The 25,773-nt window shown below is 70.5% G+C and carries 24 protein-coding genes, 1 tRNA gene and 1 pseudogene; 16 read left to right on the plus strand and 10 right to left on the minus strand.

Translation table 11 applies throughout. The features are described from left to right. Positions 1–14: 14 nt before the first annotated feature. Entirely contained in the window at positions 15–446 is a 432-nt protein-coding gene (locus tag RNB18_RS48850) for a DUF3592 domain-containing protein (protein ID WP_311720606.1), read from the minus strand. A gap of 277 nt (positions 447–723) precedes the next feature. Between RNB18_RS48850 and RNB18_RS48855 the strand changes: the two genes are divergently transcribed. Together RNB18_RS48855 and RNB18_RS48860 are read left to right on the plus strand one after the other, a co-directional pair. Next, complete coding sequence (locus RNB18_RS48855) at positions 724–1,131, plus strand: DUF485 domain-containing protein (protein WP_311720607.1); 408 nt, start codon at positions 724–726, stop codon at positions 1,129–1,131. Next, positions 1,128–2,735, plus strand: coding sequence for a sodium/solute symporter (locus RNB18_RS48860; protein ID WP_311720608.1), 1,608 nt, complete (start codon positions 1,128–1,130; stop codon positions 2,733–2,735). Before RNB18_RS48855 ends, RNB18_RS48860 begins: the two co-directional genes overlap by 4 nt. A gap of 106 nt (positions 2,736–2,841) precedes the next feature. Here the strand turns inward: RNB18_RS48860 and RNB18_RS48865 are convergent, their stop codons facing one another. The 3 genes from RNB18_RS48865 to RNB18_RS48875 form a co-directional block, all read right to left on the minus strand. Beyond that, a complete protein-coding gene (locus RNB18_RS48865) occupies positions 2,842–3,729 on the minus strand; it encodes a cellulose-binding protein (RefSeq protein WP_311720609.1) in 888 nt (295 codons plus the stop codon). Positions 3,730–3,951: 222 nt separating this feature from the next. Beyond that, positions 3,952–6,942 (minus strand): SUKH-4 family immunity protein, encoded by a 2,991-nt coding sequence (locus RNB18_RS48870; RefSeq protein ID WP_311720610.1) that lies wholly within the window; start codon positions 6,940–6,942, stop codon positions 3,952–3,954. An 8-nt stretch (positions 6,943–6,950) separates the two neighbouring features. After that, on the minus strand, positions 6,951–7,940 hold the full coding sequence (locus RNB18_RS48875; RefSeq protein WP_311720611.1) for an SMI1/KNR4 family protein: 990 nt from the start codon (positions 7,938–7,940) through the stop codon (positions 6,951–6,953). 324 nt (positions 7,941–8,264) lie between these two features. On the opposite strand from RNB18_RS48875, the gene RNB18_RS48880 reads away from it, so the two are divergent. After that, positions 8,265–8,837, plus strand: a complete 573-nt coding sequence (locus RNB18_RS48880; RefSeq protein WP_311720612.1) for a YwqJ-related putative deaminase — start codon at positions 8,265–8,267, stop codon at positions 8,835–8,837. Between the two features lie 92 nt (positions 8,838–8,929). Beyond that, positions 8,930–9,424 carry an SUKH-3 domain-containing protein gene (locus RNB18_RS48885; RefSeq protein ID WP_311720613.1) on the plus strand — a complete coding sequence of 165 codons (495 nt, stop codon included), beginning with the start codon at positions 8,930–8,932 and terminating at the stop codon, positions 9,422–9,424. A gap of 55 nt (positions 9,425–9,479) precedes the next feature. Here RNB18_RS48885 and RNB18_RS48890 read toward each other — a convergent pair whose 3' ends face one another. Then, positions 9,480–10,787, minus strand: coding sequence for a sensor histidine kinase (locus RNB18_RS48890; RefSeq protein WP_311720614.1), 1,308 nt, complete (start codon positions 10,785–10,787; stop codon positions 9,480–9,482). 170 nt (positions 10,788–10,957) lie between these two features. On the opposite strand from RNB18_RS48890, the pseudogene RNB18_RS48895 reads away from it, so the two are divergent. The 8 genes and pseudogenes from RNB18_RS48895 to RNB18_RS48930 all read left to right on the plus strand — a co-directional run. Next, positions 10,958–11,373: pseudogene (locus RNB18_RS48895) on the plus strand (hypothetical protein); the annotation flags it as partial. Between the two features lie 23 nt (positions 11,374–11,396). Beyond that, positions 11,397–11,468: transfer RNA gene (locus RNB18_RS48900), tRNA-Gln, on the plus strand. Between the two features lie 115 nt (positions 11,469–11,583). Beyond that, positions 11,584–13,032 (plus strand): bifunctional UDP-N-acetylglucosamine diphosphorylase/glucosamine-1-phosphate N-acetyltransferase GlmU, encoded by a 1,449-nt coding sequence (gene glmU, locus RNB18_RS48905; RefSeq protein ID WP_311720615.1) that lies wholly within the window; start codon positions 11,584–11,586, stop codon positions 13,030–13,032. Between the two features lie 75 nt (positions 13,033–13,107). Then, entirely contained in the window at positions 13,108–14,088 is a 981-nt protein-coding gene (locus tag RNB18_RS48910; protein WP_266563665.1) for a ribose-phosphate diphosphokinase, read from the plus strand. Between the two features lie 184 nt (positions 14,089–14,272). Beyond that, a complete protein-coding gene (locus RNB18_RS48915) occupies positions 14,273–14,857 on the plus strand; it encodes a 50S ribosomal protein L25/general stress protein Ctc (RefSeq protein WP_280858159.1) in 585 nt (194 codons plus the stop codon). Positions 14,858–14,943: 86 nt separating this feature from the next. Then, complete coding sequence (gene pth / locus RNB18_RS48920) at positions 14,944–15,546, plus strand: aminoacyl-tRNA hydrolase (RefSeq protein ID WP_311720616.1); 603 nt, start codon at positions 14,944–14,946, stop codon at positions 15,544–15,546. Between the two features lie 52 nt (positions 15,547–15,598). Beyond that, positions 15,599–16,102, plus strand: a complete 504-nt coding sequence (locus RNB18_RS48925) for a hypothetical protein (protein WP_311720617.1) — start codon at positions 15,599–15,601, stop codon at positions 16,100–16,102. A 138-nt stretch (positions 16,103–16,240) separates the two neighbouring features. Next, the gene (locus tag RNB18_RS48930; RefSeq protein WP_311720618.1) at positions 16,241–16,927 is read left to right on the plus strand and encodes an LPXTG cell wall anchor domain-containing protein; all 687 of its coding nucleotides are present in this window, start codon (positions 16,241–16,243) and stop codon (positions 16,925–16,927) included. Positions 16,928–16,990: 63 nt separating this feature from the next. Here RNB18_RS48930 and ppc read toward each other — a convergent pair whose 3' ends face one another. After that, positions 16,991–19,732 (minus strand): phosphoenolpyruvate carboxylase, encoded by a 2,742-nt coding sequence (gene ppc / locus RNB18_RS48935; protein ID WP_311720619.1) that lies wholly within the window; start codon positions 19,730–19,732, stop codon positions 16,991–16,993. 307 nt (positions 19,733–20,039) lie between these two features. On the opposite strand from ppc, the gene RNB18_RS48940 reads away from it, so the two are divergent. Together RNB18_RS48940 and RNB18_RS48945 are read left to right on the plus strand one after the other, a co-directional pair. Next, entirely contained in the window at positions 20,040–21,050 is a 1,011-nt protein-coding gene (locus RNB18_RS48940; RefSeq protein ID WP_057610407.1) for an acyl-CoA desaturase, read from the plus strand. Beyond that, entirely contained in the window at positions 21,047–21,727 is a 681-nt protein-coding gene (locus RNB18_RS48945; RefSeq protein ID WP_057610408.1) for a TetR/AcrR family transcriptional regulator, read from the plus strand. Before RNB18_RS48940 ends, RNB18_RS48945 begins: the two co-directional genes overlap by 4 nt. Before the next feature lie 55 nt (positions 21,728–21,782). On the opposite strand, the gene RNB18_RS48950 is transcribed toward RNB18_RS48945, so the two are convergent. Both RNB18_RS48950 and RNB18_RS48955 read right to left on the minus strand, forming a co-directional pair. Beyond that, positions 21,783–21,956, minus strand: a complete 174-nt coding sequence (locus RNB18_RS48950; RefSeq protein WP_311720620.1) for a CsbD family protein — start codon at positions 21,954–21,956, stop codon at positions 21,783–21,785. A gap of 163 nt (positions 21,957–22,119) precedes the next feature. Further along, positions 22,120–22,920, minus strand: a complete 801-nt coding sequence (locus RNB18_RS48955) for a trans-aconitate 2-methyltransferase (RefSeq protein ID WP_311720621.1) — start codon at positions 22,918–22,920, stop codon at positions 22,120–22,122. Between the two features lie 89 nt (positions 22,921–23,009). Here RNB18_RS48955 and RNB18_RS48960 point away from each other — a divergent pair, with 89 nt between their 5' ends. Beyond that, the gene (locus RNB18_RS48960; RefSeq protein ID WP_007382615.1) at positions 23,010–23,507 is read left to right on the plus strand and encodes a MarR family winged helix-turn-helix transcriptional regulator; all 498 of its coding nucleotides are present in this window, start codon (positions 23,010–23,012) and stop codon (positions 23,505–23,507) included. Here the strand turns inward: RNB18_RS48960 and RNB18_RS48965 are convergent. Continuing rightward, the gene (locus RNB18_RS48965; RefSeq protein ID WP_057610411.1) at positions 23,466–24,233 is read right to left on the minus strand and encodes a LuxR C-terminal-related transcriptional regulator; all 768 of its coding nucleotides are present in this window, start codon (positions 24,231–24,233) and stop codon (positions 23,466–23,468) included. The genes RNB18_RS48960 and RNB18_RS48965 overlap by 42 nt on opposite strands. 272 nt (positions 24,234–24,505) lie before the next feature. Between RNB18_RS48965 and RNB18_RS48970 the strand changes: the two genes are divergently transcribed. Then, positions 24,506–24,964, plus strand: a complete 459-nt coding sequence (locus RNB18_RS48970; RefSeq protein ID WP_311720622.1) for a GNAT family N-acetyltransferase — start codon at positions 24,506–24,508, stop codon at positions 24,962–24,964. Here RNB18_RS48970 and RNB18_RS48975 read toward each other — a convergent pair. Continuing rightward, positions 24,954–25,742: a hypothetical protein gene (locus RNB18_RS48975; protein WP_311720623.1), complete on the minus strand. Its 789-nt coding sequence runs from the start codon at positions 25,740–25,742 to the stop codon at positions 24,954–24,956. The genes RNB18_RS48970 and RNB18_RS48975 overlap by 11 nt on opposite strands. Positions 25,743–25,773 lie beyond the last annotated feature (31 nt).

Raw genomic sequence — 25,773 nt, forward strand, 5'->3', positions numbered from 1 at the left:
AAGGAGAAACCCGGTCAGAAGACCATCTGGCCGAGGAAGAGTGCGGCGCCACCGAACAGCAGGAGCGCGGTGATCGCCGTCTTGCAGGGACCGTCACCGCGGAAGCCGCGGACCTCGATCCGTTCGGGCTTGAGCGGGTCGTAGAGCACGTCGACCTTGCCTTTCGGGAAGGACCCCAGCCCGGGCGGATACGTCTTGTAGTGAGGCGACTCGACGACGATCTCGTCACCGCCGGGCGGAGTGAAGGACACGACGGGATAGAAGCGCGCCCCGCCCTCGCCGTCGTCGTCCTCACGCACCCGCAGCAGCCGCGCCTCGATCCACCGCCCCCGGCTCCGGAGCCTGAACTTGCGGCAGGCGTCGACAGCCTCCCCCACGCCGAACATCCCCAGCAGAAGACTCACGACCACGCCGAAGACCGGCTCGACAAGTTGTTCGGCCCCCATGTGCCGGAGTGTAAGGGGAGGTGGGGAACGGGCTCTGCGGAGTTTCCTCCAGACACCCCGCGTAAGTGTCCGCACACGCTCCGATGAAGGCCAAAAGTCTGAGTTAACGGGGGTAACACCGCAGGTCAGAGAAGTAAGCGCATACCGACCGATCAGTTTGCCGAAAGGGCTGTACAACTCCGAACCGGCGAGTAACGTGCGGGGCTCCGCTCCCCTGTCCACCCCCCAACTCCCTGCGGTCCGCCGCGTCGGACCCGAGCCTCGCAAGGAGCACCGGGTGTCTTACGACCCGTCACAGCCGTATTCCACCTACCCCTGGCAGCCACCCCCCGCGCCGCCCGAACCGGCCACCCGGCACCCGCGCCACCGCTCTCCGCTCGGCCACCACAGCGACCTGCGGATCCTGCGCAGCGCCTACCGCTGGCAGCGGCGCACCGCCACGCTCACCGCCCTCGGGTACTTCACGCTCTTCCTGGTGCTGTCCGCGTACGCGCCGTCCTTCATGGCGAGCAGCGTCACCGACGGACTGCCCACCGGCCTGCTCCTCGCCCTGCTGCAACTGCCCGTCACCTGGGTGGCGATCGCCGTGTACGAGCACACCGCGCGCCGCTACGTCGACCCGCTCGCAGACCGCATCCGCAAGCAGTCCGAGGTGGACGCCAGGCGAGGGGCGGACGCCCGATGACCGGCTTCAGCGACTCCGCGCAGGCGATGAGCCTGGTGGCGTTCTCCGCCGTCGCCACCATCACCCTCCTGCTGTGCGTGATGACCGGCCCGGACCGCGACGACCTCGACGAGTTCTACACCGGCTACAGCTCCCTGTCCGCCATGCGCAACGGCCTCGCCATCGCGGGCGACTACATCTCCGCCGCGACCGTCCTCGGCACCGGAGGGGTCATCGCGCTCTACGGCTACGACGGCATCGTCCTCGCGCTGAGCACGGTCCTGTCGCTGATGCTGCTGATGTTCCTGCTGGCCGAACCCCTGCGCAACGCGGGCCGGTTCACCATGGGCGACGCGCTCGCGCGCCGGATGCCGGGCCGTGCGGTACGCATCGCCGCATGCCTGGTCACCCTCGCCGCGCTGATGCCGCTGATGCTGGTACAGCTCGCCGGCACCGGCCAACTGCTGGCGTTCATCCTCGGTTTCTCCGGCGACTCCCTGAAGACGGGCTTCATCATCGGCCTGGGCATCCTGATGATCAGCTACGCGGCCATCGGCGGTATGAAGGGCACGGCCCTCATCCAGATCCTGAAGATCGTCATGCTCCTCGGATCCGGCGCCGTGGTCGCCGTGCTGGTCATGAACCGGTTCGACTGGAACCCCGCGGCGCTGTTCGACACGGCGGCCCGGCAGAGCGGGGTGGGGCCGGACTACCTGCGCTCCGGCCTGGAGTTCGCGGGCGGGCCGTACCCGCGCCTCGACATGATCATCTCGCAACTCGCGGTCGTCATCGGCGGGGCCTGTCTGCCGCACGTCACCATGCGCATGTACACCGCGTCCAGCGCACGTCAGGTGCGCCGTTCGATGTCCTGGGCGGTGTCGTCGGTGGCCGTGTTCGTCCTGGTCATCACGGTCGTCGGGGTCGGGGCGACGGCGATGATCGGGCGAACGGTGATCGCGGAGGCGGATCCGCAGGGCAACACGGCGTATCTGCTGGGTTCCCGGGCGGTGTTCGGGCCCGACGTGTCGACCGGAGAGACGTTTCTCTTCACCACGGTCACCACGGCGCTCTTCCTCACCCTCCTCGCCTCCGTCGCCGGCATGATCCTCGCCTGCGCCAACTCCCTTGCGCATGACGTGTTCGCGGCGCGGGCACGGTCGATGCCGGCGCACCGCGAGATTCTGCTGGCCCGGGTGTCCGCGCTGGCGGTCGGCGTCCCCACGATCTTCCTCGCGACGCTGATCCAGCACCGCAGTCTGCAGCCGCTGGTGATCCTGTCCTTCTGCGTCGGCGCGTCCGCGCTGGCGCCGGCGCTCGTGTACAGCCTGTTCTGGCGGCGTTACACGCGAACGGGACTGCTGTGCACGTTGATCGGCGGCACGCTGACAGTGCTCCTGCTGATGCCGGGCACGAATCTCGTGTCGGGGTCGCCTGTGTCCGCGTTTCCCGAAGCCGACTTCAACTGGCTGCCGTTCACGACGACTGGGCTGGTGTCCATTCCGGCGGGGTTCTTGTTCGGGTGGCTGGGGACGGTGATTTCGGGGCGGCGGAAGGCGGAGGAGCAGCGGCGGCAGTACGAGGCGGTGGAGGGGTGGATCTTGGCGGGGGCCGTGCGGAGGGGGTGAGCCGGGGGTCGTCTGTTGGGTGGGGGTAGCCGGGGGCGTCTGCCGGGTGCGGGTGGCCGGCGCCAGCACTGCGCCGCTGCCCCGGCTGCCCTTGCCGCCCCGGCTGTCACTCCGTCGCCGCTGTCCCCGTGAGTGCCGTCAGGCTGCTGCGTACGTGGTCCATCTGTGCCTGTACCTCGTCCCGGTGCTCGGCGTGCTTCCGCAGCAGCCGCTCCGTCTCCCCGGCGATGCGCTCCTCCTGGACCAGGGCCTCCGCAAGGATTTCCGCCGCACGCGCGCGTGCGTCCTCCTCGTACCGTCCCACCGAGGCCTCCGCTGCCGCGAACTCCCGCTTGGCGTCCGCCAGAACCGCCTCCGCCCGTGCCACCCGTTCGGCGCCCCTCGCGTCCGCCTCGGCCGCCCGTTTCTCCTCGGCCTGCTCCACCTCGGCCCATCGCTCCGCGTGCTCCTTGGTCTGCTCGGCGAGCATCCCGATGGTGCGCTGGCGTACGTCGCGCAAAACGGCGAGCGCCTCCCCGCGCCCTGCTTTCACCTCACGCCGGGCGGCGACACGGATCTCGTCGGCCTCGGCACGCGCGGCGAGCAGCCGCTGACGGGCGCGTTCATCGGCCTCGGAAAGCACGGTGTCGGCATGCGCCTGCGCGGCATCCCGTACGCCGTCGGCGTGCGCCTGAGCCTCATCCGCGAGGCGCTGCGCCTCCTGCCGCGCCCTCTCCCGGACGTCCGCGGCCTCCTCCTGCCCCAGTTCGAAGAGCCGCCGCGCACCCTCGCCGAGCGCCTCGTACGCCTGCGGGGCCAGCCCCGCCACGACCTCCCGCAGGCGCACCACCTCCTCGTCCATCTCTCGGGCGAGCACGGTGAGCCGGGCGGCCCGTTCCCAGGCGGCGTCACGGTCCCGGGACAGGGCGGCGGCGTACGCGTCGACCTGTTCGGGACGGTAGCCGCGCCCTCGTACGGCCACGAACCCCTGCGGCGACACCCATGCGCTGCTCATCCTGGAACCCCTCTCCGCCGAAACAACACGAACAGACACGAAATGGTGATTTCGCGCACATCCTGATGTATCGGACAGAAATGTTCATAACGCGACACTCCGCGTACAGGTCCCGATAGGCCCCGGTCATGACGGTCGTCCATCGCACACATGCGAAAGGCCGGGCCCGGTCACACGACCGGCCCGGCCCTCCACGCACACGTGCGGATCAGCGGCGGGGCGTCACAGCAGCCCGTCCCACATCTGCTCCAGCAGCACCGACCACCAGCTCTCCGGCGAACCCAGCGCCGCCGGATCGAGCGAGGCCAGCTGGGCCTGGAAGTCGACGGTCCAACGACCCGCCTGCTCCTGGTTCAGACCGAAGCGAAGCCGCCACATCCGGCCGAGCAGCGCCAGGCAGCGCTGGAACTCGGGCAGGCCCGTGTTCACGAACTGCGGCGGTACGGGGGCACCGCCGGGGCCCGCCTCTACGGGTACGGCGACGATGTTCGCCGTCCCGTACTGCACGCAGATCGCCTTGCCGAAGTCGCTGCCCATGACGAGGTACGAGCCCGCGTCGGAGGCCGGCTGCACCCCGCGCTCGGCCGCCAGCTCGGCCAGCGTCGGCACCGGACGCCCCGGCTGGGCCTGCGCCCAGAAGAACGGGCCCATGTCCAACGGCAACCCGGCCACGACCAGCGAGTGCGCGACGACCGGCGGTACGCCCTGGCGGGACACCGCGGCCTGCTCGAACCGGAAGATGCCGGGGCCGAAAGCCCCCGCCAGCTCCTGCGCCACGCCCTCCGGCGGGATCGGCGGCGCGGCCTGGACGGGAGGCAACGGCGCGCGCACCGGCGCCGGGCGGGCCGGACCGTCCGCCACCTGGTGCAACTCGCCCTGGTGCGCCAGCAGTTGCTGCATGCCCTGCTGCCGGCTTGCGTGATCCGTGCCGTACGGCGCGATGCTCGCGATCCGCGCCTGCGGCCACTGCTCCCGGATCATCCGCGCGCAGTACGCCCCCGGCAGCTCGCACGACTCCAACTCGGTGTGCAGCTCCAGCACTTGGTCCGGGGGCACGTTCATGCCACGCAACTCGTGGAAGATCTGCCACTCGGGGTGCGGCGTCCCCGGCGCCGACCGCCGGATCAACTGCTGCTCCGACCCGTCCTGCGCACGGTAGCGAAGGACGGCCTGATACCCGGGCCCGACGGTGGGCTGCGCCTGCTGGGGGTAGCCGTAGGCCGGGGGCTGACCGGGCACGGGCTGGCCGGGCGAGGACTGGGCCGGGGCGGGCTGTCCCGGCACGGACTGTCCCGACATCGGCTGCCCGGACAGACCCTGCCCCGGCGCAGGCTGTCCCGGTGCGGGGTGACCCGCCAACGGTTGCCCGGACAGAGACTGCCCCGACACGGGCTGTCCCGGTGCGGGTTGACCCGGCGCGGACGGTCCTGGCATCGGCTGCCCGGAGAGAGACTGCCCCGGCACGGGCTGTTTCGGTGCGGATTGACCCGGCGCGGACTGTCCCGACATCGGCTGGCCGGACGGGGGCTGTCCGGGCGCGGGCTGTCCGGGCGGAGGCACCGGGCCCGGGGACGGTACGGCACCCGGAGGCGGGGGCGGCATCGTGCCGGGCGGCATCGGCTGCGGAGCGCCCGGAGTCGCCGCAGGGACACCGGGGGCCCCTGGGGCGCTGAAGGAACCCGGGGTTCTGGGGGCGCCGGGAGAGCCGGGAGCTTGCGGCGGCGGAGGCATGCCGGGGCCACCCGCCGGGGGCGAGGACAACATTGTTTCCGCGTGATGCACAGCCCCAGGCGCAGCCCGCGGAACACCGGGGGCACCAGGAGGCTGCGGCGCGCTGGGAGCACTCGGCGCACCCGGAGCTCCAAGCGGCTGCGGAGCACCAGATCCACCCGGTACACCCGGGTACCCCGGTCCGCCGGACGAATTCGGCATTCCCGGAGCCCCAGGTGGAGGCGGAGTCGGCGCACCACCAGGCGCGGACGGTGCGCCCGGAGGCTGCGGTGCTCCCGATCCCGAAGGCCCCTCAACACCCGGCGCCGACACGAACTGGGTGGGCACATACCCGCCCCCCGGCTGCGCACCGGGCACCCCGGGAGGCCCCGGCGGAGGCGGCGGGGTCGGCCCCCCGGCCTGCGCCCCACGCGAGGGAGGCGCCAACTTGCTGGTGGCCACATCGGCGATGTCCCCGGCACTCGGCGCGGGCCCCGGAGCACCGGGAGCGCCAGGCACACCCGGCGGCTGAGGCGCCCCAGCACCACCGGGCGCCTGCGGATACCCGTACGAGGACGCCCCCGGCGGAGGCGGAGGAGCACCCGCACCCGAAGCACCCGCAGCCTGCGGATAGCCGTACGAAGACGGACCAGGCGCAGCCGGAGACGGAGGCGTGACACCAGGCCCCGGTCCACCCTCACCCTCACCCGCAGCACCGGCTCCCTGCGGATAGCCGTACGAAGACGCCCCCGACGGCGCAACCCCCCGCGCACCCCCCGAAATCCGCGCAGTCCTGGAGTCCGAGACATCCGAGATCTCCGAGACCTCCTGGACGTCCACCCCCTCCGAGACCTCCACGACCTCCGAGCCCTCCAAGGCCGACGAAGCCCCCTCCTCCGTACCGCTACCACCGCCACCGCTCACCGGCGCCGAGAACACCGTCTCCGGCAACGCCACGGAGAGGTCCTCACCCCCGTTGGTGTCGGTCCCGGTCCACGGCCGCGCCCCGGCGGGCACCCCCGGCGCGGCACCCGAACCAGCGCCAGAACCAGCACTCGACCCGGCCCCCGCTCCATCAGGCCCACCGTCCCGAGCCCCGGAGGAAACCCCCGCCCCGTCACCGCCGATCCCCAGCTTGTCCGCCGCGTCCTGCAACCACTCCGGCGGCGTCAGAAGAAACGACGTCTGGTTCAGATCGACCCGGGACGCCGCGGGCGCGCCCCCCGCGTCCTCGACCCCGTCCTCCCGGCCGTACGTCTCCTCGTACCGGCGGATCACCTCGCCCACCGGCAACGAGGGCCACAGCGTGGCCTCCCCGCTGTCCCGGGCGATCACCAGCCGCTGCGCACCGCCGTCCGAACGCGGTCCCTCCGCACGGTCCTCGGCCCACACCACGAACCCGAGGTCGAACTCCCGCACCCGCACCTCACGATGCTGATACGACGGCACATCCCCGTTGATCCACTCTTCCGCGCGCTCCTGCGCCTGCGCGAACGTCACCATCGGTCAGTTCACTCCCCCACCGAGGACACCGGAACGGACCGCGCGAAACCGCCGTCCACCATCAGGTTCGCCACCGTCTCCAACTCCGGCGGATTACCGGCCAGCCGGGACAGGAACACATCGAAGTCCGCACCGCAGGGCAGCAGCAGCCGCTGCACGCGCTCCGCCGGCGGCACCGAGGGATCGACGTCCCGCGCGTCGTCGTAGGCGCAGAACCAGACCGATCCGGCCCCCTCGCCCTTCACCTTCACGGCCAGCAGACCGCCCTGGACGAAGCCGACACCGAGGTAGTCCTTCGTCAGGTGGTCGCGCAGGCACTTGTTGACGTACACGAGGTCGTTGACCGCCGCCTCGTCCCGCACCGTGAAGAACGGCTGGTCGACCAGGAGTCCCAGCTCCGCGTCCAGCGCGGCCCCCACCGGCGCCGACCCGCCCGCCGCCTTCAAAAACGACCGGTACGCGCCCGGCAGCCGGTACCCGAGATCCTCCTCGACCCCCTGCACCTGCGACTCCGTCACCGCCACCGACGACTTCGGCAGCCCGAAATGCGCCGGACGCGTCTCCTGCAGCGGCCGCGTCCCCCGCTTGTTCTGGTCGACACGGGTCGTCGCGATCCCGCCGTGGTGCCGCAGCAGTGCCTTCACCTCGACCGGGATCAGCTCGAGCCTCCGCGACCCCACCACGTGATGCCACGTCCAGCCGTGCGGCGTCGCCACCGCCGGCACCGTGTCCCACAGCTCGTGACCGGTCGCCGACAGTGCCGCGTTCGCCGACACGTAGTCCGTCAGCCGCAGTTCGTCGACCCCGAAACCCTCCGGCGGATCGGCGATCTCGGCGGCGGCACGCGCGTAGGGCGAGAAGTCGGGGTAGCCATGCTCGTCCACCCGCACCCCTCTGGGATGACGCGTGGCCCGGACCGGATCCGGGAAATGCACGACCTGCCCGGCATAGGCCGCGTTCGGCGGCGCGGCTTGTTGCCCGAGCCGACCTGTCGTCATGGCGAAAGCCCCCTGCGGCGCTCTGGTACGGCCCGCGGCGACCCCTTCGGCAAAGCAGGGCCGTCACGCGCCGTATCGACTGTCTCGTCCGTCTCCATGCGTCAACCGCGCGCATCGCGGCGACCACTTGGATCGCGGTGCCGACAGCCTATGCGGTACGAGGACACCGGTCACCGGGCACCGGTCAGCCCCCCTCCGCTTCCGTGACCAGCCGTCACCCCGCTGTGACAGCCCGCCCGAACCGGGCGTGTCGCACCGCCCCAGCTTCCGCACCAGCCCCGCCGTTTGGCAGTCTGTGACCTCCGGGGGGATGCTCGGGAGGGGATGACGATCATGAACACGACGCAGACGGGACCGCACACAGGACCGCACACGGGCACGACGACCGGCGCGAACGGCAGCCCGCACACCGGCCTCAACGGCGATCCCCGCATCGGCTGGAGCAGCGCCGAGAGACCCCACGCGCCCGCTCTCCGCCACCGCCGCGACGGCATACTGCCCACGGTCGCCGCCGCCCTCTCCGTCCGCGGCGCCACCCTCACCTCCACCGCGGCCCGCGGCGACCAGGCCCCGCCGCTGCACCCGCTCGTCCAGGACTTCCTCGACACCCTCGGCAGCGACCGGCGCGACCGCTTCACCGGCCGCTGCGCCGAGACCATGCTCATATCGCGGCACATCGCCGCCGCCGACGCCGCCCGCAGCAAGCGCGCCGGCCGCAAACCGATGACCAACGGCGAGGCCCGCCGCGCTCTCAAGCAGGCCAAACTCACCGCCCGCCGCATCCGCGAGGACGGCGACCCGCTGCACGGCAGCTTCGCCGCCCCCTGCCGCGCCTGCACCGCTCTGAGCGCCCACTTCGGCGTACGCATCGTCGACCCGACGACGAACGGCGGCTGACACCCCCCACCCGTACGACCCGTACCACCCGTACGACGGCGCCGCCGTACACCACGGCGCCCACCCATGACCTCGACGAACGCGAAGGGCAGATGCACCCCGACCGCACCGGCACCACCCGTTTCCCCGGCCCCGTCGACGCCGTTCTGCGCGCCGCCGGCTGGCAGCCCGGCCGCTGGGACATAAAGCAGGCCGAGATCTGGGCCGACGCCCTGCGCGAACACACCTCACCGGCCGGACACCGGCACGCCGTGTTCCCGGCCGCGGTCGAGGCCTGGGCCGAGTTCGGCGGACTGCATCTGACCCCCACCGGCCCCGGCCGCCAGGTCGCCCCCGCCCACCTCCACCTCGACCCGCTGCACGGTCTCCACATGGCCCGCACCCTCGCCGACCTCGGCCGCGCCCTCGACACCGAGGTCTGCCCGCTCGGCGCCGAGACCGACTCCCAGGCCATCCTGTGCATCGACACCGAGGGCCGCGTCTACGTCCTGGACCACACCGGCGACTGGTACCTCGGCCCCGACATCGACCAGGCCCTCGCCGGTCTCCTCTCGGGCAGCGAACCCACCCGGCTCATCGCGGGCTGAGCCCCAGGGCCCGGAGGCGGCCCCACGTCAGAACGTCGCTACATCCCCACGCCGGTCACGCCGCCGGAATCACCGCCGACACCCGGAAACCCCCCGCCTCCGTCGGCCCCGACACGAACACCCCGCCCAGCGCGGAGACCCGCTCCTTCATCCCCACCAGGCCGTTGCCCCCCGACGGCAGCCGCGCTGACGCGAGCGACGGCACCTCCGGCGGCGGTTCGTTCTCCACCTGCATCGCGATCTCCGACGCCCGGTGCGCCAGCCGTACGTGCGTCTTCGCGCCCGCCGCGTGCTTGTGGACGTTGGTCAACGCCTCCTGCACCACCCGGAACGCCGTCTGCTCGATCTGCGCGGCATACGACCGCACGTCACCCTCGACCGACAGATCCACGGCCATCCCCGCCGCGGCCGACTGCCCGATCAACGTCTCCAGATCGTCCAGACAGGGGCCGTCGGCCTCCTCCACGGCCCGCGAGGCCGCCACGGCCGCCGCCACCCCCACCGCGACGAGTGGCACCGAGGCACGCTCCTGCCGCCCGAAACCGTCCCCGCTGCGCAGCACCCCGAGCATCTCCCGCAGCTCGGTGAGCGCCTGCCGTCCCATGTCCCCCACCAGCGCGGCGTTCTTGACGGCCTTCTCGGGATCCTTCCGGGCGACGGCCTGCAGCGCGGCCGCGTGCACCACCATCAGGCTCACCCGATGCGCCACGACGTCATGCATCTCGCGGGCGATACGGGTCCGCTCCTCGTTGCGCGCCCACTCGGCCCGCTCCTCGGCCCGCTCGGCGAGCAACTGAAGCTCCCGCTCCAGATCGTCGGCCCGCTCCCGCAGGCTCTCCATGAGCCGGCGCCGAGCGCCCACGTACAGCCCGAGCAGCAGCGGCGGCGCGGTCATCCCGATGGCCGTGGTGATCGACGCGAAGGGGACGAACCAGTCCCCCAGGTCCAGTTCGCCGTGCGCCATGTCCTGGCGTACCCGCACGAACATCACGATCAGCATCCCGACCAGCGACATCCCCGCCAGCGAGCCGATGATCCGGCGCGGCAGCTCGGACGCGGCGAGCGTGTACAGGCCGACGATGCCCATCAGGTAGCCCATCTGGGCGGGCGTGATGGCGATCGAGACGAGCACCACGGCGATCGGCCACTTGCGCCGGACGACCAGCACCGACCCCGCCAGCACGCCGAACACGATCCCCGCGGCCATCGGGATCCCGGCGTCCTCCGCGAACCGGATCCCCTCGAACGCACACTCCACCGCGGACGCCGACGCCAGGCCTGCATCCAGTACCGCACTACGCCACCGTGCCCACCACCAGGGCCCCGTCTGAGCCGCGGTGGTGTCTTCCCCCGTCGTGGTCATGCCTCCAGCCTACGTTCGGCGGTGGGAGGTTTTCCGGTGCATTTCGACGACTGGCCTACACCACCTTGAGTGACCGATCGACCACGAAACCGCCCGATATCCCTCGAACTGCTGAATCGCTCACCGTTCGAGGCCGGAAGATCGGATTCCGGCTGGACGGTATGCGTATGGAATGGACGAAGCGGCCGCGAGCGAAGGACGACCTGCACAAGAGGGCGCGAGAACTACGGACGCCGGGCTGGACGTACGGCCAGATCCAGGCGGAGTTGGGGTGCTCGAAGAGTTCGGTGTCGCTTTGGGTGCGGGATCTGCCGACCCCGGAGCCCAAGTGCACCGGAAGAACAGCGCGCGCATGAACGCCGGGGCTGACCGCGAGCTCTTCCCGTTGCACTCCCAGGAACTCGACACGTCAGCATTCAGCAGAGCAACCCTGAAACGGCACAACCCCCGGACGGTTCGCAAGAACACCGGAGACGCCTATCACGGCTGTCTCGTGATTTACGTCCGGCAGAGCGCCGATCTGTACCGTCGCATGGAGGGCACCTGGTACGGCATAGTAGGAGCCGCCACTCGGCAGCCTGACTAAATGTCCGGTTTAGTCGACATTGTTCCCCCGTGGTGTAATTGGCAGCACTGTGGCTTTTGGTGCCATCTGTCCGGGTTCGAGTCCTGGCGGGGGAGCCGCACCCTGGTCGGGCCCTGACAGCATTGTCAGGGCCCACTCTCATGTCCCCCAGGAAACGCCCCGGTATCCTGCGGGTGTCACCCCACCCCCTCCACAGCCGAAGGGCATCCCGTGAGCGCCATTCGCCCGGCAGCCGTCGTCGTTCTCGCAGCGGGTGAGGGCACCCGTATGAAGTCGGCCACACCCAAGGTCCTGCACGAGATCTGTGGCCGCAGCCTGGTCGGGCATGTGCTCGCCGCCGCCCGCGAGTTGGACCCCGAGAACCTCGTCGTGGTCGTGGGGCACGCCCGGGAGCAGGTCACCGCTCACCTCGCCGGCACCGACGCCGACGTCCGAACGGCCGTGCAGGCGCAGCAGAACGGCACCGGGCACGCCGTACGGATGGCGCTGGAGGAGCTCGGCGGCCGTGTCGACGGGACCGTCGTCGTCGTGTGCGGGGACACCCCTCTGCTGACCGGCGAGACCCTCAACGCCCTTGCCGCCACGCACTCCACGGACGGGAACGCGGTCACCGTGCTGACCGCCGAGGTGCCGGACGCGACCGGGTACGGGCGGATCGTGCGGGACCCGGCGTCCGGTGCGGTGACCGGGATCGTCGAGCACAAGGACGCCTCCGAGGCGCAGCGGGCCATCCGCGAGATCAACTCGGGCGTCTTCGCCTTCGACGGGCAGCTCCTCGCCGACGCGCTGGGCAAGGTGCGGACCGACAACTCCCAGGGTGAGGAGTACCTCACCGACGTTCTCGGGATTCTCCGCGAGGCCGGGCACCGCGTCGGCGCTTCCGTCGCCGTCGATCACCGTGAGATCGCCGGGATCAACAACCGCGTGCAGCTCTCCGAGGCGCGGCGGATCCTCAACGACCGGCTGCTGACCCGTGCCATGCTCTCCGGCGTCACCGTCATCGACCCGGCCTCCACCTGGGTCGACGTCGGCGTCACCTTCGGCCAGGACTCCGTCGTCCACCCGGGCACGCAGCTGCACGGCTCCACGCACCTCGGCGAGGGCGCCGAGGTGGGTCCCCACAGCCGGCTCACGGACACGCAGGTCGGAGCGGGGGCACGCGTCGACAACACCGTCGCCGACGGCGCCCACATCGGCGACCACGCGAGCGTGGGACCGTTCGCCTATCTCCGCCCCGGCACCCGGCTGGGGGCGAAGGGCAAGATCGGGACGTACGTCGAGACGAAGAACGCGAGCATCGGGGAGGGGACGAAGGTCCCGCATCTCTCCTATGTCGGTGACGCGACGATCGGTGAGTACACGAACATCGGTGCCGCGAGCGTGTTCGTGAACTACGACGGTCAGGACAAGCACCACACGACGGTCGGGTCGCATTGCCGCACGGGTTCGGACAACATGTTTGTGGCGCCTGTCACGGTCGGGGACGGCGCGTACACCGCCGCAGGGTCGGTGATCACGAAGGATGTGCCGCCCGGTTCGCTGGCCGTGGCCCGTGGCCAGCAACGGAATATCGAGGGCTGGGTGGCCCGGAAGCGTCCGGGGAGCGCGGCGGCGAAGGCTGCCGAGGCGGCTTCCCGGGAGGGCGCGAGCGAGGACTGACCGGAAACAGGTGCGCCGAAGTCGTCGTACCGTGATAACTGCACACCCAGTTGAAACACCTCTGAGGAGACAGCTGTGACCGGGATCAAGACGACCGGCGAGAAGAAGATGATGTTCTTCTCCGGCCGCGCCCACCCCGAGCTTGCCGAGGAGGTCGCCCAGCAGCTGGGTGTCGGGGTCGTCCCGACCAAGGCCTTCGACTTCGCGAACGGCGAGATCTACGTCCGCTACCAGGAGTCGGCGCGCGGTGCGGACTGCTTCGTGATCCAGAGCCACACGGCTCCGATCAACCAGTGGATCATGGAGCAGCTGATCATGATCGACGCGCTGAAGCGTGCGTCGGCCCGCTCCATCACCGTCATCGTGCCGTTCTACGGTTACGCGCGGCAGGACAAGAAGCACCGTGGCCGTGAACCGATCTCGGCGCGGCTGATCGCGGACCTGATGAAGACGGCGGGTGCGGACCGCCTCCTCACCGTCGATCTGCACACGGACCAGATCCAGGGCTTCTTCGACGGGCCGGTCGACCACCTCTTCGCTCTTCCGCTGCTGGCGGACTACGTGGGCCGGAAGGTCGACCGCGACAAGCTGACGGTCGTGTCCCCGGACGCGGGCCGGGTGCGGGTCGCGGACCGCTGGTGCGACCGGCTGGGTGCGCCGCTGGCGATCGTGCACAAGCGGCGTGACAAGGACGTGGCGAACCAGGTGACCGTCCACGAGGTCGTGGGTGAGGTCAAGGGCCGGGTGTGCGTCCTGGTCGACGACATGATCGACACCGGCGGCACGATCTGCGCCGCCGCGGACGCGCTGTTCGCGCACGGTGCGGAGGACGTCATCGTGACGGCCACCCACGGTGTGCTGTCCGGGCCGGCCGCGGACCGGCTGAAGAACTCCCGGGTGAGCGAGTTCGTGTTCACGAACACCCTGCCGACGCCGGGTGAGCTGGGCCGGGACCTGGACAAGATGACGGTTCTGTCGATCGCGCCGACGATCGCGAGCGCGGTGCGTGAGGTGTTCGAGGACGGTTCGGTGACGAGCCTGTTCGACGAGCAGTAAGGGTTCTGCAGAAGATCCTTTTGGTGACGGCCTCCCTCTCCGAGTAAGCTGCTGAAGTTGCTCGGCGAGGGAGGCCGTACCTGTTCGTTCAGGTGTCGGCGGTCCGTTATCGACGCGCTCTTCGTAGCAGGCCGATTGTTTGGCCGGGTGACCACCTTCCCCGACTGTTCTACGAGGAGTGACCATGGCCGACGTCAAGCTCGCCGCCGAGACCCGCACCGAGTTCGGCAAGGGTGCCGCCCGCCGTATCCGCCGTGACAGCAAGGTTCCCGCCGTGGTCTACGGTCACGGTGCCGAGCCGGTGCACATCACGCTGCCGGGCCACGAGCTTCAGCTCGCCCTGCGTACCCCGAACGTCCTGATCACCCTGGACATCGAGGGCAAGACCCAGCTGGCGATCCCGAAGGCCGTGCAGCGTGACGCCATCAAGGGCTTCCTGGAGCACGTCGACCTGCTCGTGGTGACGCGCGGCGAGAAGGTCAACGTCGAGGTCTACGTCCACACCGAGGGCGAGCTCGCGCCGGGCGCCTACCTGCTCGAGCACGTGCTGAGCACGCTGAACGTCGAGGCCGAGGCCACGCACATCCCGGAGTCGGTCACCGTCTCCATCGCGGGCCTGGAGGCCGGCGACTCCATCCTCGCCAAGGACATCCCGCTGCCCGAGGGCACCACGCTGGTGACGGACGAGGACGCGGTCGTCCTCCAGGTCCTGGCCGCCCAGGCCGAGGAGGCCCCGGCGGAGGGCGAGGCCGAGGCCACCGAGGCCTGATTCTCTCCGCACTACCGGCTGTCGGCCGCCGCTCCCTTCGGGGGCGGCGGTCGGTGCGTATCACGGAGACCGCGTATCAAGGAGACATGGACGTGACGACCGATGCCAACGGGCCCTGGCTGATCGTGGGGCTGGGCAATCCGGGGCCGGAGTACGCGAGCAACCGGCACAACGTCGGCTTCATGGTGGCCGATCTGCTGGCCGAGCGGGTCGGGGGCCGGTTCAAGCGGGCCGGGAAGGCGCAGGCTCAGGTCATCGAGGGGCGGATCGGGCCGCCGGGGCCGGGGAACCGGCGGGTGGTCCTGGCGAAGCCGATGTCGTTCATGAACCTGTCCGGCGGCCCGGTGAACGCGCTCAAGGACTTCTACAAGGTGCCGGTCGCCAACATCGTGGCCATCCATGACGAGCTGGACATCGACTACGGCACCCTGCGGCTGAAGCTGGGCGGCGGGGACAACGGTCACAACGGGCTGAAGTCGATGACGAAGGCGTTCGGGGCGGAGTACCACCGGGTGCGGTTCGGGATCGGGCGTCCTCCGGGCCGTATGCAGGTCGCGGACTTCGTGCTGAAGGACTTCTCGTCGAGCGAGCGCAAGGAACTCGACTACTTCGTGGACCGTGCGGCCGACGCCGTGGAGGCTCTGGTGATCGAGGGTCTCGAGCGGGCGCAAAGCACGTACAACTCCTGACTTGTCCGCCCGATGACCGGGGCGGAGTTGACCACGCGCGGGGCCATGGCCAATGATCCCGGCCATGCCTGCCACAGCCCTCACCTCCCACCAGGCCTCGGTCGCCGCGCTGCGGTTCGGACGGCTCGCGTCGATGGGGGTGGTCGCGGTGCTGATCCTGATCGCGGGGGTGTGGGCGTCCTGGGGCAGCGCGCAGTACGTGATGCTGACCAAGGGGCGGGAGCGCGGCACGATCGAGGTGGCGCGGTGTGCGCAGGACATGTGCAGCGGTCCGTACACGCCGTTGTCGCACGGGTCGCAGGCGCGGGGCCGGGTCGTCATCGAGAAGACGGTGGCCGTGCGCAAGGGGCAGACGTACACGGTGGTGGTGAAGCCCGGCACCGCCGATGTCGTGCGGTCCGGACCGGCCGGGGTGCTGTATTCCTGGGTGCCGATGGGCGGGGCGCTGCTGCTCGCGTCGGTGGTCGTGGCGGGCGGGCTGCGCAGGACGCGGTTCGCGTGGGTGCTGGCGGGGTCGGGGATCGCACTGCTCACGGCGGCTTTCGTATCCATCTGACCGCTTTCGCCGCTTCCCGCTTCTGTGGAGAACATGAGTGTTCTCTGTTCGTGATTGACCAGAGGTCAGTCACGGTTGGAAGCTGAGCCGCCCCCTCCACATCTTCCCGTTCCACTCTCGAAGATGGATTACTGCCCCATGCGTACCCTCTCCCGCGTCGGCGCCGTGTGCGCCCTCGCCTCGGCGGCCTTTCTGGTCGCTCCGGTCGCCCACGCCACCGCTCCCGGTGACAACGGAACCGTGAAGATCCACGACGCCACCACGGGCGAAGAGCTCCGTAAGAACGAGCCGCACGTCTGCACCTTCTACCTCGACGCCTTCGGCTTCGACGCCGTCCAGGAGGTCGACTGGCACATCGAGGCCTGGGCCCCGACGGCCGACGTCAAGGGCGAGACCGTGAAGTCCGGCGAGATCACGCTGGACACCGACGGCCACGGCCGCACGGACGACCTGTCACTGCCCGACGGGCACTACAAGCTGTTCTGGAACTTCGAGGGCGAGAACGGCGCCGCCAAGCACAAGGTGTTCTGGACGGACTGCGCGGACGAGGAAGGCGGCGGCGGTACGGCCACGCCCACCGCGTCGCCCTCCACCACTCCCGGGTCGGGCGAATCCGCCTCCCCCAGCGCCGAGCCCAGCGATTCCGCTGAGGCCGGGGCCTCCCCGTCGGCCTCTTCCTCCCCTGCTGCTTCCGCTTCCGCGCAGGGTTCCAGCGGTGATCTCGCGGAGACCGGGAACGGCGCCCCCGTCGGCCTGCTCTCGGGTGTCTCGGCGGCGCTGCTGGCGGCCGGCGGTTACCTCGTCGTCAGGCGGCGCCGGGCCTGACGTAGAACCGAAAAGCGGTGCCCCCGAGCCGGCCGGCTCGGGGGCACCGCTGTGTGCGCGGGCTCAGCCGGTGTTGCGCAGGCCCGCGGCCACGCCGTTGACCGTGAGGAGCAGGGCGCGTGAGAGCAGCGGGTCGGGCTCTTCGCCCGCGGCCGCCGCGTCGCGCTGGCGCTTGAGCAGCGTCACCTGGAGATACGAGATCGGGTCCAGGTAGGCGTCGCGGATGGTGAAGGTCTGCTTGAGGACCGGGGTGGCGTCGAGGAGTTCGTCCTCGCCGGTGATCTTCAGGACCTCGCGGACGGTCAGTTCGTGCTCGGCCTCGATGTCGGCGAAGACGTGCTGGAGCTCGGCGGGGACGAGGGTCTCGACGTAGTGGCGCGCGATGCGCAGGTCGGTCTTCGCGAGCGTCATCTCGACGTTGGAGATGAAGTTCCGGAAGAAGTGCCACTGCTCGTGCATCTCGTCCAGGACGGTGTCCAGGCCCGCCTCGCGCAGCGCCTTCAGCCCGGAGCCGACGCCGAACCAGCCGGGGACGATCTGCCGGGACTGGGTCCAGCCGAACACCCACGGGATGGCACGCAGTCCGTCGAGGGAGACGCCCGAGCCGGGGCGGCGGGAGGGCCGCGAGCCGAGGTGCAGGTCGGCGAGCTGGTCCACCGGCGTCGACGCGAGGAAGTACGTCGGCAGGTCCGGGTCCTCGACGAGCCTGCGGTACGCGGCGTGCGCGGCATCGGAGACGACGTCCATCGCCGCGTCCCAGCGGGCCAGCGCCTCGTCGGACTGGCGGGGGGCGGTGTGCAGGGCGGACGCCTGGAGCGTGGCCGCGACCGTGAGTTCCAGGTTCTCGCGGGCCAGCGACGGCACGAGGTACTTGTCGGAAATGACCTCGCCCTGCTCGGTGACCTTGATCTCGCCCTCCAGGGTGCCCCAGGGCTGGGCGAGGATGGCGTCGTGGGAGGGGCCGCCACCACGGCCGACGGTGCCGCCGCGGCCGTGGAACAGCCGCAGCCGCACCCCATGGCGGTGCGCCACGTCACGCAGCCGCCGCTGCGCCCGGTGGATCTCCCACTGGCTGGTGGTGATGCCGCCGAACTTCGAGGAGTCGGAGTAGCCGAGCATGACCTCCTGGACGTCCCCGCGCAGGGCCACGAGCCTGCGGTACGACGGGTCGGAGAGCATGTCCTCCAGGATGGTGTCGGCGGCCTTGAGCTCGTCGGTGGTCTCCAGGAGCGGCACGATGCCGATCTTCGCCCAGCCGGCGTGCAGATCGAGCAGGCCGGCCTCACGGGCGAGGACGGCGGCGGCGAAGACGTCGTCGGCGCCCTGGCACATCGAGATGATGTACGACTCGATGACCTCGGGTCCGAAGACCGCAAGGGCCCGCTTCACGGTCTGGAAGACACCGAGGGTCTTCTCGCCGGCCGCGTCGACCGGTGCCGGGGTGGGCGCGAGGGGCCTGCGGGAGCGCAGCTCCTTCGCGAGCAGCTTGGCGCGGTACTCGCGGGGCATGTCCACATACCGCCAGGACTCCTCGCCGAGCCGGTCGAAGAGCTGGCCGAGGGCGTGGTGGTGGGCGTCGGCGTGCTCGCGGACGTCCATCGTGGCGAGCTGGAGGCCGAAGGCGGACAGGGTGCGGATGGTGCGGTCCATCCGGCCGTCGGCGAACAGGCCGCCGCGGTGTTCCCTGAGCGAGGTCTGGATCAGGGTCAGGTCGCTCAGGAGCTCGCTGGTGCCGAGGTAGTCGCGGCCGTCCTCGTGCGGGATGCCCTTGGCCAGGCGGGTCTTGGTGTTCTCCAGCTTCTGCCGGATGCAGGTGGCCTTGAGGCGGTACGGCTCCTCGGCGTTGAGGCGCTTGTAGCGGGGGCTGATCTCCGGCAGGCGCTCCAGGTCGGCCTTCAGGGACTCCAGGAGTTCCTCGGTGGCGCCGGTGTAGCGGATGGAGTTCGACAGGAAGCCGCGCAGCTCGTCGATGAGCTCCAGGGCGTCGTTGATGCCGTGCTCGTGCTGGAGGATCAGGACGTCCCAGGTGACCTGGGGGGTGACGTTGGGGTTGCCGTCGCGGTCGCCGCCGATCCAGGTGCCGAAGGTGAGGGGGCGGGTGGCATCGGGGATCCGGACGCCGACGCGCTCCAGCTCGGCCGTCAGGTCCTCCAGGACGTCGCCGACGGCACCGGCGTGCAGCTCGTCGAGGTAGTAGATGGCGTTGCGGGCCTCGTCGGCGGGCTCGGGACGGACGACACGCAGTTCGTCGGTCTGCCAGACGAGGTCGATGTTCTCGGCCAGACGGGTGTCGTAGCGGCGGCGGTCCGTCTCGATGACCGGCGTCTCCAGGAGCGCGGCGATGCGGCGGAGCTTGTTCAGCACCGAGCGGCGCGCGGCCTCGGTCGGGTGGGCGGTGAAGACCGGGCGGACGTTGAGGTTGGCGACGCTCTGGCGCAGGTGCTCGGGGTCGGCGTCCTTGAGACGGTCGGCCGTGCGGGCGAGGAGACCGCCCTCGGCGGCGCGTCTGGCCCGCAGTTCGCGGCCGCGGTGGACCTGCTCGGTGACGTTGGCCAGGTGGAAGTAGGTGGAGAAGGCGCGCACCAGCTTGGCGGCGGTCTCCAGTTCGATGCCGCGCAGCAGCTCGGCGGCGGCCTCGCCGTCCTCACGGGTGAGGCGGCGGACCTTCTCGACGAGTTCCAGCAGCTCGGGGCCCTCCTGGCGGACGAGGGTCTCGCCCAGGAGGTCGCCCAGCCGGCGGATGTCGGCGCGCAACTCACTACTGGTCGACGTGGCGCTCGTAGTCAGGTCGTCGGCACTGCTCACAGGTGCGGCTCCTTGCAGTGTTGAAGCTCGTCCGGGAGGGGAACCCGGAGTGCGGCCCTGCGGCAGCCGCCGCATACGAGCCGGACATCCGGGAAGAAATCAGAGCGGACCGCGCTGTCCGACCGACTCCAAGGATAGGTGTCCATGCGGACGCGCAGACTCTCGGGCTCTTGCCGCCGGGCGCCGCACTGCCATACTTACGACGCCGTAGGTTACGGAACCGTAGGGACCGTCGTAACGGAACCCGGGAAGGATTCCCGCAGCCCGGCACCCGTCTCAAATCCTCGAAACCCCACAGGGGACGCCCATGACCACGCGCTCCGATGTGATCGCAGACGCCCCGAAGGCGACCGACGGCTCGACACCACCCTCCGCGACGCTGGGCGGTGAGCAGAAGCGGTCGCTCGAACAGATCACGCTGCTCCTCTTCATCACCGTCCCGTTCCTCGCCCTGCTCGCGGCGGTGCCGTTGGCGTGGGGCTGGGGTGTGAGCTGGCTCGATCTGGGCCTTCTGGTCTTCTTCTACTACCTCGGCTGCCACGGCATCACGATCGGCTTCCACCGCTACTTCACGCACGGCTCCTTCAAGGCCAAACGGCCACTGAGAATCGCGCTGGCGATCATGGGGTCGCTGGCGGTCGAGGGGCCGCTGGTGCGGTGGGTGGCCGACCACCGCAAGCACCACAAGTTCTCCGACGCCGAGGGCGACCCCCACTCGCCATGGCGGTTCGGGGAGACGGTCCCGGCGCTGATGAAGGGCCTGTGGTGGGCCCACATCGCCTGGATGTTCGACGAGGAGCAGACCCCGCAGGAGAAGTACGCGCCGGATCTCGTCAAGGACCCGGCGATCCGGGCGATCTCGCGCCAGTTCATCTTCTGGACGATGCTCTCGCTGGCCCTGCCCGCCGTGATCGGCGGACTGGTGACGATGTCCTGGTGGGGCGCGTTCACCGGATTCTTCTGGGGCTCGCTGGTCCGGGTCTGCCTGTTGCACCACGTGACCTGGTCGATCAACTCGATCTGCCACGCGGTCGGCAAGCGGCCGTTCAAGTCGCGGGACCGCTCGGGCAACGTGTGGTGGCTGGCCGTGCTGTCCTGCGGTGAGTCCTGGCACAACCTGCACCACGCCGACCCGACCTCGGCGCGGCACGGGGTGATGCGGGGCCAGCTGGACTCCTCGGCGCGGATCATCCGCTGGTTCGAGATGCTCGGCTGGGCCTACGACGTGCGCTGGCCGTCACGCTCGCGTATCGATTCCCGCCGGAACACGGACGGGGACGGCTCCCGGCGCAAGAAGGAGGCCGCCGAGGCGGCATGATGGACGCCGTGGCGACCGACTCCAGCAGTACCCCGAGCAACGAAGCAAAGCCGCGGCGTGCCCGGCGCACCCGGATGACGGGGGCCGAGCGCCGCGCCCAGTTGCTGGAGATCGGTCGCACGCTCTTCGCCTCGAAGGGCTTCGAGGCCACGTCGGTGGAGGAGATCGCGGCGAAGGCGGGCGTCTCGAAGCCGGTGGTGTACGAGCACTTCGGCGGCAAGGAGGGCCTGTACGCGGTGGTGGTGGACCGTGAGATGCGGCGCCTGCTGGACATGGTGACGAGTTCGCTGACCGCCGGCCACCCCCGCGAACTGTGCGAACAGGCGGCCTTCGCTCTCCTCGACTACATCGAGGAGTACACGGACGGCTTCCGCATCCTGGTCCGTGACTCCCCGATCCCGCAGTCCACGGGCTCCTTCGCCTCGCTGATCTCGGACATCGCCACGCAGGTCGAGGACATCCTGGGCCGCGAGTTCAAGCGGCGCGGCTTCGATCCCAAGCTGGCCCCGCTGTACGCCCAGGCCCTGGTCGGCATGGTCGCCCTGACCGGCCAGTGGTGGCTGGACGTGCGCCGCCCGAAGAAGGCGGAGGTGGCGGCGCATCTGGTGAACCTGGCGTGGCACGGCCTGGACGGGCTGGAGGCGAAGCCGCGCCTGATAGGCCGCAGAAAGAGCTGACCCGGCACCGGCCCGTGCACCCAGGGTGCACGGGCCGTCGTACGTTTTCGCAGCGTCAGTGCTTGAAGGTGTCCTTGGTCTTCTCCTTGGCCTGGCGCGCGTCACCCTTGGACTGCTCCATGCGGCCCTCGGCCTCCATGCGCTCGTTGCCGACCGCACGGCCCACAACCTCCTTGGCCTTGCCCTTGGCCTGTTCCTTCTTGCCCTTGGCCTTCTGGTCTCCTGCCACCGGTCTCACTCCCATGCGCTGGTCGACTCCGCTGACATCACAGCGGGTGACCCGGCCCGCCCCGGTCAAACAAGGAACTCCAGCCGGTTCCCCACGGGGTCGTACGAGGAGAGGCACCGCCGGTCTGAAGTCGTTCTCGATCTCCAGGTGCAGGTGGCGAGCATCAGCCTTCCTTTCGGGCGACGGCGAAGATGCGGCGGAACGGGAACGGCGTGCCGTGCGGCCCGGCCGGATACGCCTCGCGCAGGGCCGCCCGGTAGGCGGTCACGAACTCCTCCCTGGCCTGTGGGTCGTCGGCGAGGGCGGTCAGTACCGGGCGCAGACCGGTTCCCTTGACCCAGTCCAGGACCGGATCCTGGCCCTGCAGCAGGTGCACGTAAGTCGTCTCCCACGCGTCCACCTCGCAGCCCAGGTCGGCCAGCGCCGCCAGATAGGCCTGGGGCGCGAGGACGGCGTCGTCGTGGCGCAGTGTCTCCGCGAGGCCCATGGACCCGGCGAGTTCGCGCATCAGCCGGTGGCTCGGGGAGTCGAAGTTGCCGGGCACCTGGAAGGCGAAGGTGCCACCGGGTGCGAGACCGGCGATCCAGTCGGCGAAACGCTCCACGTGCCCCGGCACCCACTGCAGCGTCGCATTGCTGACGATGAGGTCGTACGGCTGTGAGGGCGCCCAGGTGCGCACGTCCGCGTGGGCGAAGTCGAGGTGCCCGCCGCCGGACGTGGGGCCCGCGTACTCGACCTGCGCCTTGTCGAGCATCTCGGCCGAGTTGTCGTAGCCGGTGATCCGGGCCGTGGGCCAGCGTGCGGCGAGCACCGCCGTCATGTTGCCGGGGCCGCAGCCCAGGTCGGCGATCAGGGGCGGGTCTCCCGGCAGGTCCGGGACGCGGGCGAGGAGGTCGGTGAAGGGGCGGGCGCGGTGGTCCGCGTGGCGGAGGTACTGGGTCGGGTCCCAGGTGGGGGTCGTCATGCCCCTCACTTTCCCCACCCACTTATCTTGATGTCAAGAGACTCGACATCAAGAGACTTCACATCGACACAACCACTACACTGATCGTCATGGAGGACGAGGTCGATCGGCTGGTCGCTGCGTGGCGCCGGGAGCGCCCTGACCTCGACGTGGAACCGCTCGAGGTGCTCAGCCGGGTGAGCAGACTGGCCCGGCACCTGGACCGGGCACGCCGGCTGGCCTTCGCCGAGCACAGCCTGGAGCCCTGGGAGTTCGACGTGCTGACCGCGCTCAGGCGCGCGGGGACGCCGTATCAGCTCTCCCCCGGACAGCTGCTGACACAGACTCTGGTCACTTCGGGCACGATGACCAACCGCATCGACCGCCTGGCCAAGAAGGGCCTGGTGGAGCGGCTGCCCGACCCGAGCGACCGGCGAGGGGTGCTGGTCAGGCTCACGGAGGACGGCAAGGACCGCGCGGACCAGGCCCTCGCCGGTCTGCTGGAACAGGAACGCGCGATCCTCGCCGAGCTCTCCCGCGCCCAGCGCGGGGAACTGGCCGGGCTGCTACGCCAGCTGACCGCCCCGTTCGACAACATCCCCGGCTAGGTCGACCGGTCCCACGCCCGCGCGGCGGGCCAGGGCGACGGCGGCCAGGGTGGAGTGGACGCCCAGCTTGCCGAGGACGTTCTGCATGTGCGTGCGCACGGTGTGCGGGGACAGGAACAGTCTCTCCGCGACCGCCTTGCGGCCGAGCCCGGCCACCATGCAGCGCAGCACCTCCCGCTCGCGCGGGGTGAGGGACTCCACCAGCTGCTCGCTCTCGGTGCGGTGCTTGCGGGCGGCGGTGAGCTCCCTGAGCACGCCGGTGAGCAGGGCGGGCGGCAGATGGGTCTCCTCCCGCAGCACCCCCCGGATGACGGTGAGCAGCCGGGACAGCGAGCAGTCCTTGGCGACCCAGCCCGAGGCGCCGGCCTGCAGGGCGAGCGCGGCCCGCCGCGGATCGTCCTTCTCCGCGAGCACGACGATACGGACCGCCGGCTGTCCCGTACGGACCCCGGCGACCAGCGATATGCCGTCGACCAGCCCCTCTTCGTTGCCGTCCTGCACGGACACGGCGGGCCTGATGCCCTGGACGTTGCCGCCCAGATCTGCGTCGACGAGCAGCACGTCGAAACGGCGGCCCTCGGCGGCCGCGCGCTCCAGACTGCGCAGCGCGGCGGGACCGCTGCCGGCCGCGGAGACCTCCACGTCGGGCTCGGCCGCCAGTGCGGCGGCGAGCGACTCGGCGAAGATGCGATGGTCGTCGACGACCAGGACTCGGATGCGAACCACGAAACCCCCTTCCCCAAGCTCTCGAAGAGCAGGGGATACCCATCGTCATCGTCTGAGGACGACTCGGGAGACGACACCGCCGCGGGTACGACTCACGAAGCACGATGGCCGCACGGCCGTCGCCGTGCAAGAACTGCTACCCCCACTTCGGGCGCCGTACCCGACTGTCTCGCCCCCTGATCAGCACCGGCCCCCACCGGTGCTGTTCATCAGGGTACGGCCGGGGGGCAGGAGCGGAAGGTTATTTGCAGAACTGGCTGTCCGGTGCGTTTATGGTGAGCCGCATGTTTCGTCTGGAGACAGAAGTCGACAAAGCCCGACGCGATCTGCTGCGCTCCCGGCTGCGGGAGACGAACACGGCGGCCTCCCCGATCCTGCGCGCGCTGCGCGGAACCCCAGGTGAACGGGAACTTCCGCTCCATGTCTGGGCGTTGGACGACTCCGGTGCCCTCGCGGGCGGACTGGTCGGCCACACCTGGACGAGCTGGCTGCACGTGACCTACCTGTGGGTAGACGAACGGCACCGCGGCGCGGGCCTGGGTTCGCAGTTGCTCGCACGGGCGGAGCGCCTGGCCCGTCGCGGCCGGGGCTGTAGCGCCGTACGCCTGGAGACATGGGACTTCCAGGCACCGGAGTTCTACCGGAAACGGGGATACGAGGTGGTGTGCGTGATCCCGGACTATCCGCCGGGGATCACGGAGTACACGCTGACCAAGCGGCTCAGCGCCTGAAGCGCCAGGAGCCCGGCTCGTCCGCCGGCTGCAGACCCAGCTCCCCGGCGATGCCGGCCGCGCGGCGGTGGGAGACGTCGGGATAGTGGCCGGGGTGGACCTCGACGAAGCCGTGCACATCGGCCGACGCCGTGCGCAGGGCCTCGCGGAGCGTGTGTTCCTGCTCCGCCAGCCGGGCCCCCTCCTCCCGCTGCCGTACGACGATCGCGCCCCGGCGGGCCGTGGCCGCGACGATGCCGAGGGCGAGCAGTGCGAACGCGCCCACGCCCAGGACGGTGCCGGTCGCGTCCGCGTCGCCGGGGGTACGGGGGCGCAGCACGCCCTCGGGGTCCGCGAGCACCGTGACGGTCTGGCCGACGGCGAAGGTGCCGGACCGGGCCTGGAGGGCGGGGCCCCGGACCCTGGTGCCGTCGCGGCGCGCGAGTGCGTAGTCGTAGGTGTTGACCTCCCGCCCCTGGTTCGGGGCGAGCCACTCCTTTACGACGGTGGCGGTGATCCGCTCGCCCCGCCGCTCCAGGGCGAGGTCGTCGCGGGCCAGGTCGGCGAAGTACACCGCCACCAGGGAGGCGCCGACCACGACCAGCGCAGCGGAAAGGCCCGTCTCGTCCGCGGCGAGCTTCGTCAGCAGCACAGCCAGGACCACGCCGTGCGCGATCCACAGGGGCACCAGGAGACCGGAGCCATGGTGGCCCGCCAGGAGGAAGAAGCCGACGATCGCGGCCAGCGCGTAGCAGCCGATGCCGATCGCCGACAGGATGCGATGGCGCCCTCGACTCACGCTCCCGACGCTACTGGGGCGTACGCCAGGG

The sequence above is a fragment of the Streptomyces doebereineriae genome (genome assembly GCF_031845645.1).
In the GTDB taxonomy this organism is placed as follows: Bacteria; Actinomycetota; Actinomycetes; order Streptomycetales; family Streptomycetaceae; genus Streptomyces; species Streptomyces canus.

Coding starts and splice junctions, on each gene's coding strand:
- RNB18_RS48925 (WP_311720617.1), top strand. CDS start 15,599: ATGATCCCGGCCATGCCTGCCACAGCCCTCACCTCCCACCAGGCCTCG.
- RNB18_RS48960 (WP_007382615.1), top strand. CDS start 23,010: ATGGAGGACGAGGTCGATCGGCTGGTCGCTGCGTGGCGCCGGGAGCGC.
- RNB18_RS48970 (WP_311720622.1), top strand. CDS start 24,506: ATGGTGAGCCGCATGTTTCGTCTGGAGACAGAAGTCGACAAAGCCCGA.
- RNB18_RS48885 (WP_311720613.1), top strand. CDS start 8,930: ATGCACCCCGACCGCACCGGCACCACCCGTTTCCCCGGCCCCGTCGAC.
- RNB18_RS48850 (WP_311720606.1), bottom strand. CDS start 446: ATGGGGGCCGAACAACTTGTCGAGCCGGTCTTCGGCGTGGTCGTGAGT.
- RNB18_RS48915 (WP_280858159.1), top strand. CDS start 14,273: ATGGCCGACGTCAAGCTCGCCGCCGAGACCCGCACCGAGTTCGGCAAG.
- RNB18_RS48880 (WP_311720612.1), top strand. CDS start 8,265: ATGACGATCATGAACACGACGCAGACGGGACCGCACACAGGACCGCAC.
- RNB18_RS48860 (WP_311720608.1), top strand. CDS start 1,128: ATGACCGGCTTCAGCGACTCCGCGCAGGCGATGAGCCTGGTGGCGTTC.
- RNB18_RS48930 (WP_311720618.1), top strand. CDS start 16,241: ATGCGTACCCTCTCCCGCGTCGGCGCCGTGTGCGCCCTCGCCTCGGCG.
- RNB18_RS48865 (WP_311720609.1), bottom strand. CDS start 3,729: ATGAGCAGCGCATGGGTGTCGCCGCAGGGGTTCGTGGCCGTACGAGGG.
- RNB18_RS48940 (WP_057610407.1), top strand. CDS start 20,040: ATGACCACGCGCTCCGATGTGATCGCAGACGCCCCGAAGGCGACCGAC.
- pth (WP_311720616.1), top strand. CDS start 14,944: ATGGACGTGACGACCGATGCCAACGGGCCCTGGCTGATCGTGGGGCTG.
- RNB18_RS48890 (WP_311720614.1), bottom strand. CDS start 10,787: ATGACCACGACGGGGGAAGACACCACCGCGGCTCAGACGGGGCCCTGG.
- RNB18_RS48870 (WP_311720610.1), bottom strand. CDS start 6,942: ATGGTGACGTTCGCGCAGGCGCAGGAGCGCGCGGAAGAGTGGATCAAC.
- RNB18_RS48955 (WP_311720621.1), bottom strand. CDS start 22,920: ATGACGACCCCCACCTGGGACCCGACCCAGTACCTCCGCCACGCGGAC.
- RNB18_RS48875 (WP_311720611.1), bottom strand. CDS start 7,940: ATGACGACAGGTCGGCTCGGGCAACAAGCCGCGCCGCCGAACGCGGCC.
- RNB18_RS48945 (WP_057610408.1), top strand. CDS start 21,047: ATGATGGACGCCGTGGCGACCGACTCCAGCAGTACCCCGAGCAACGAA.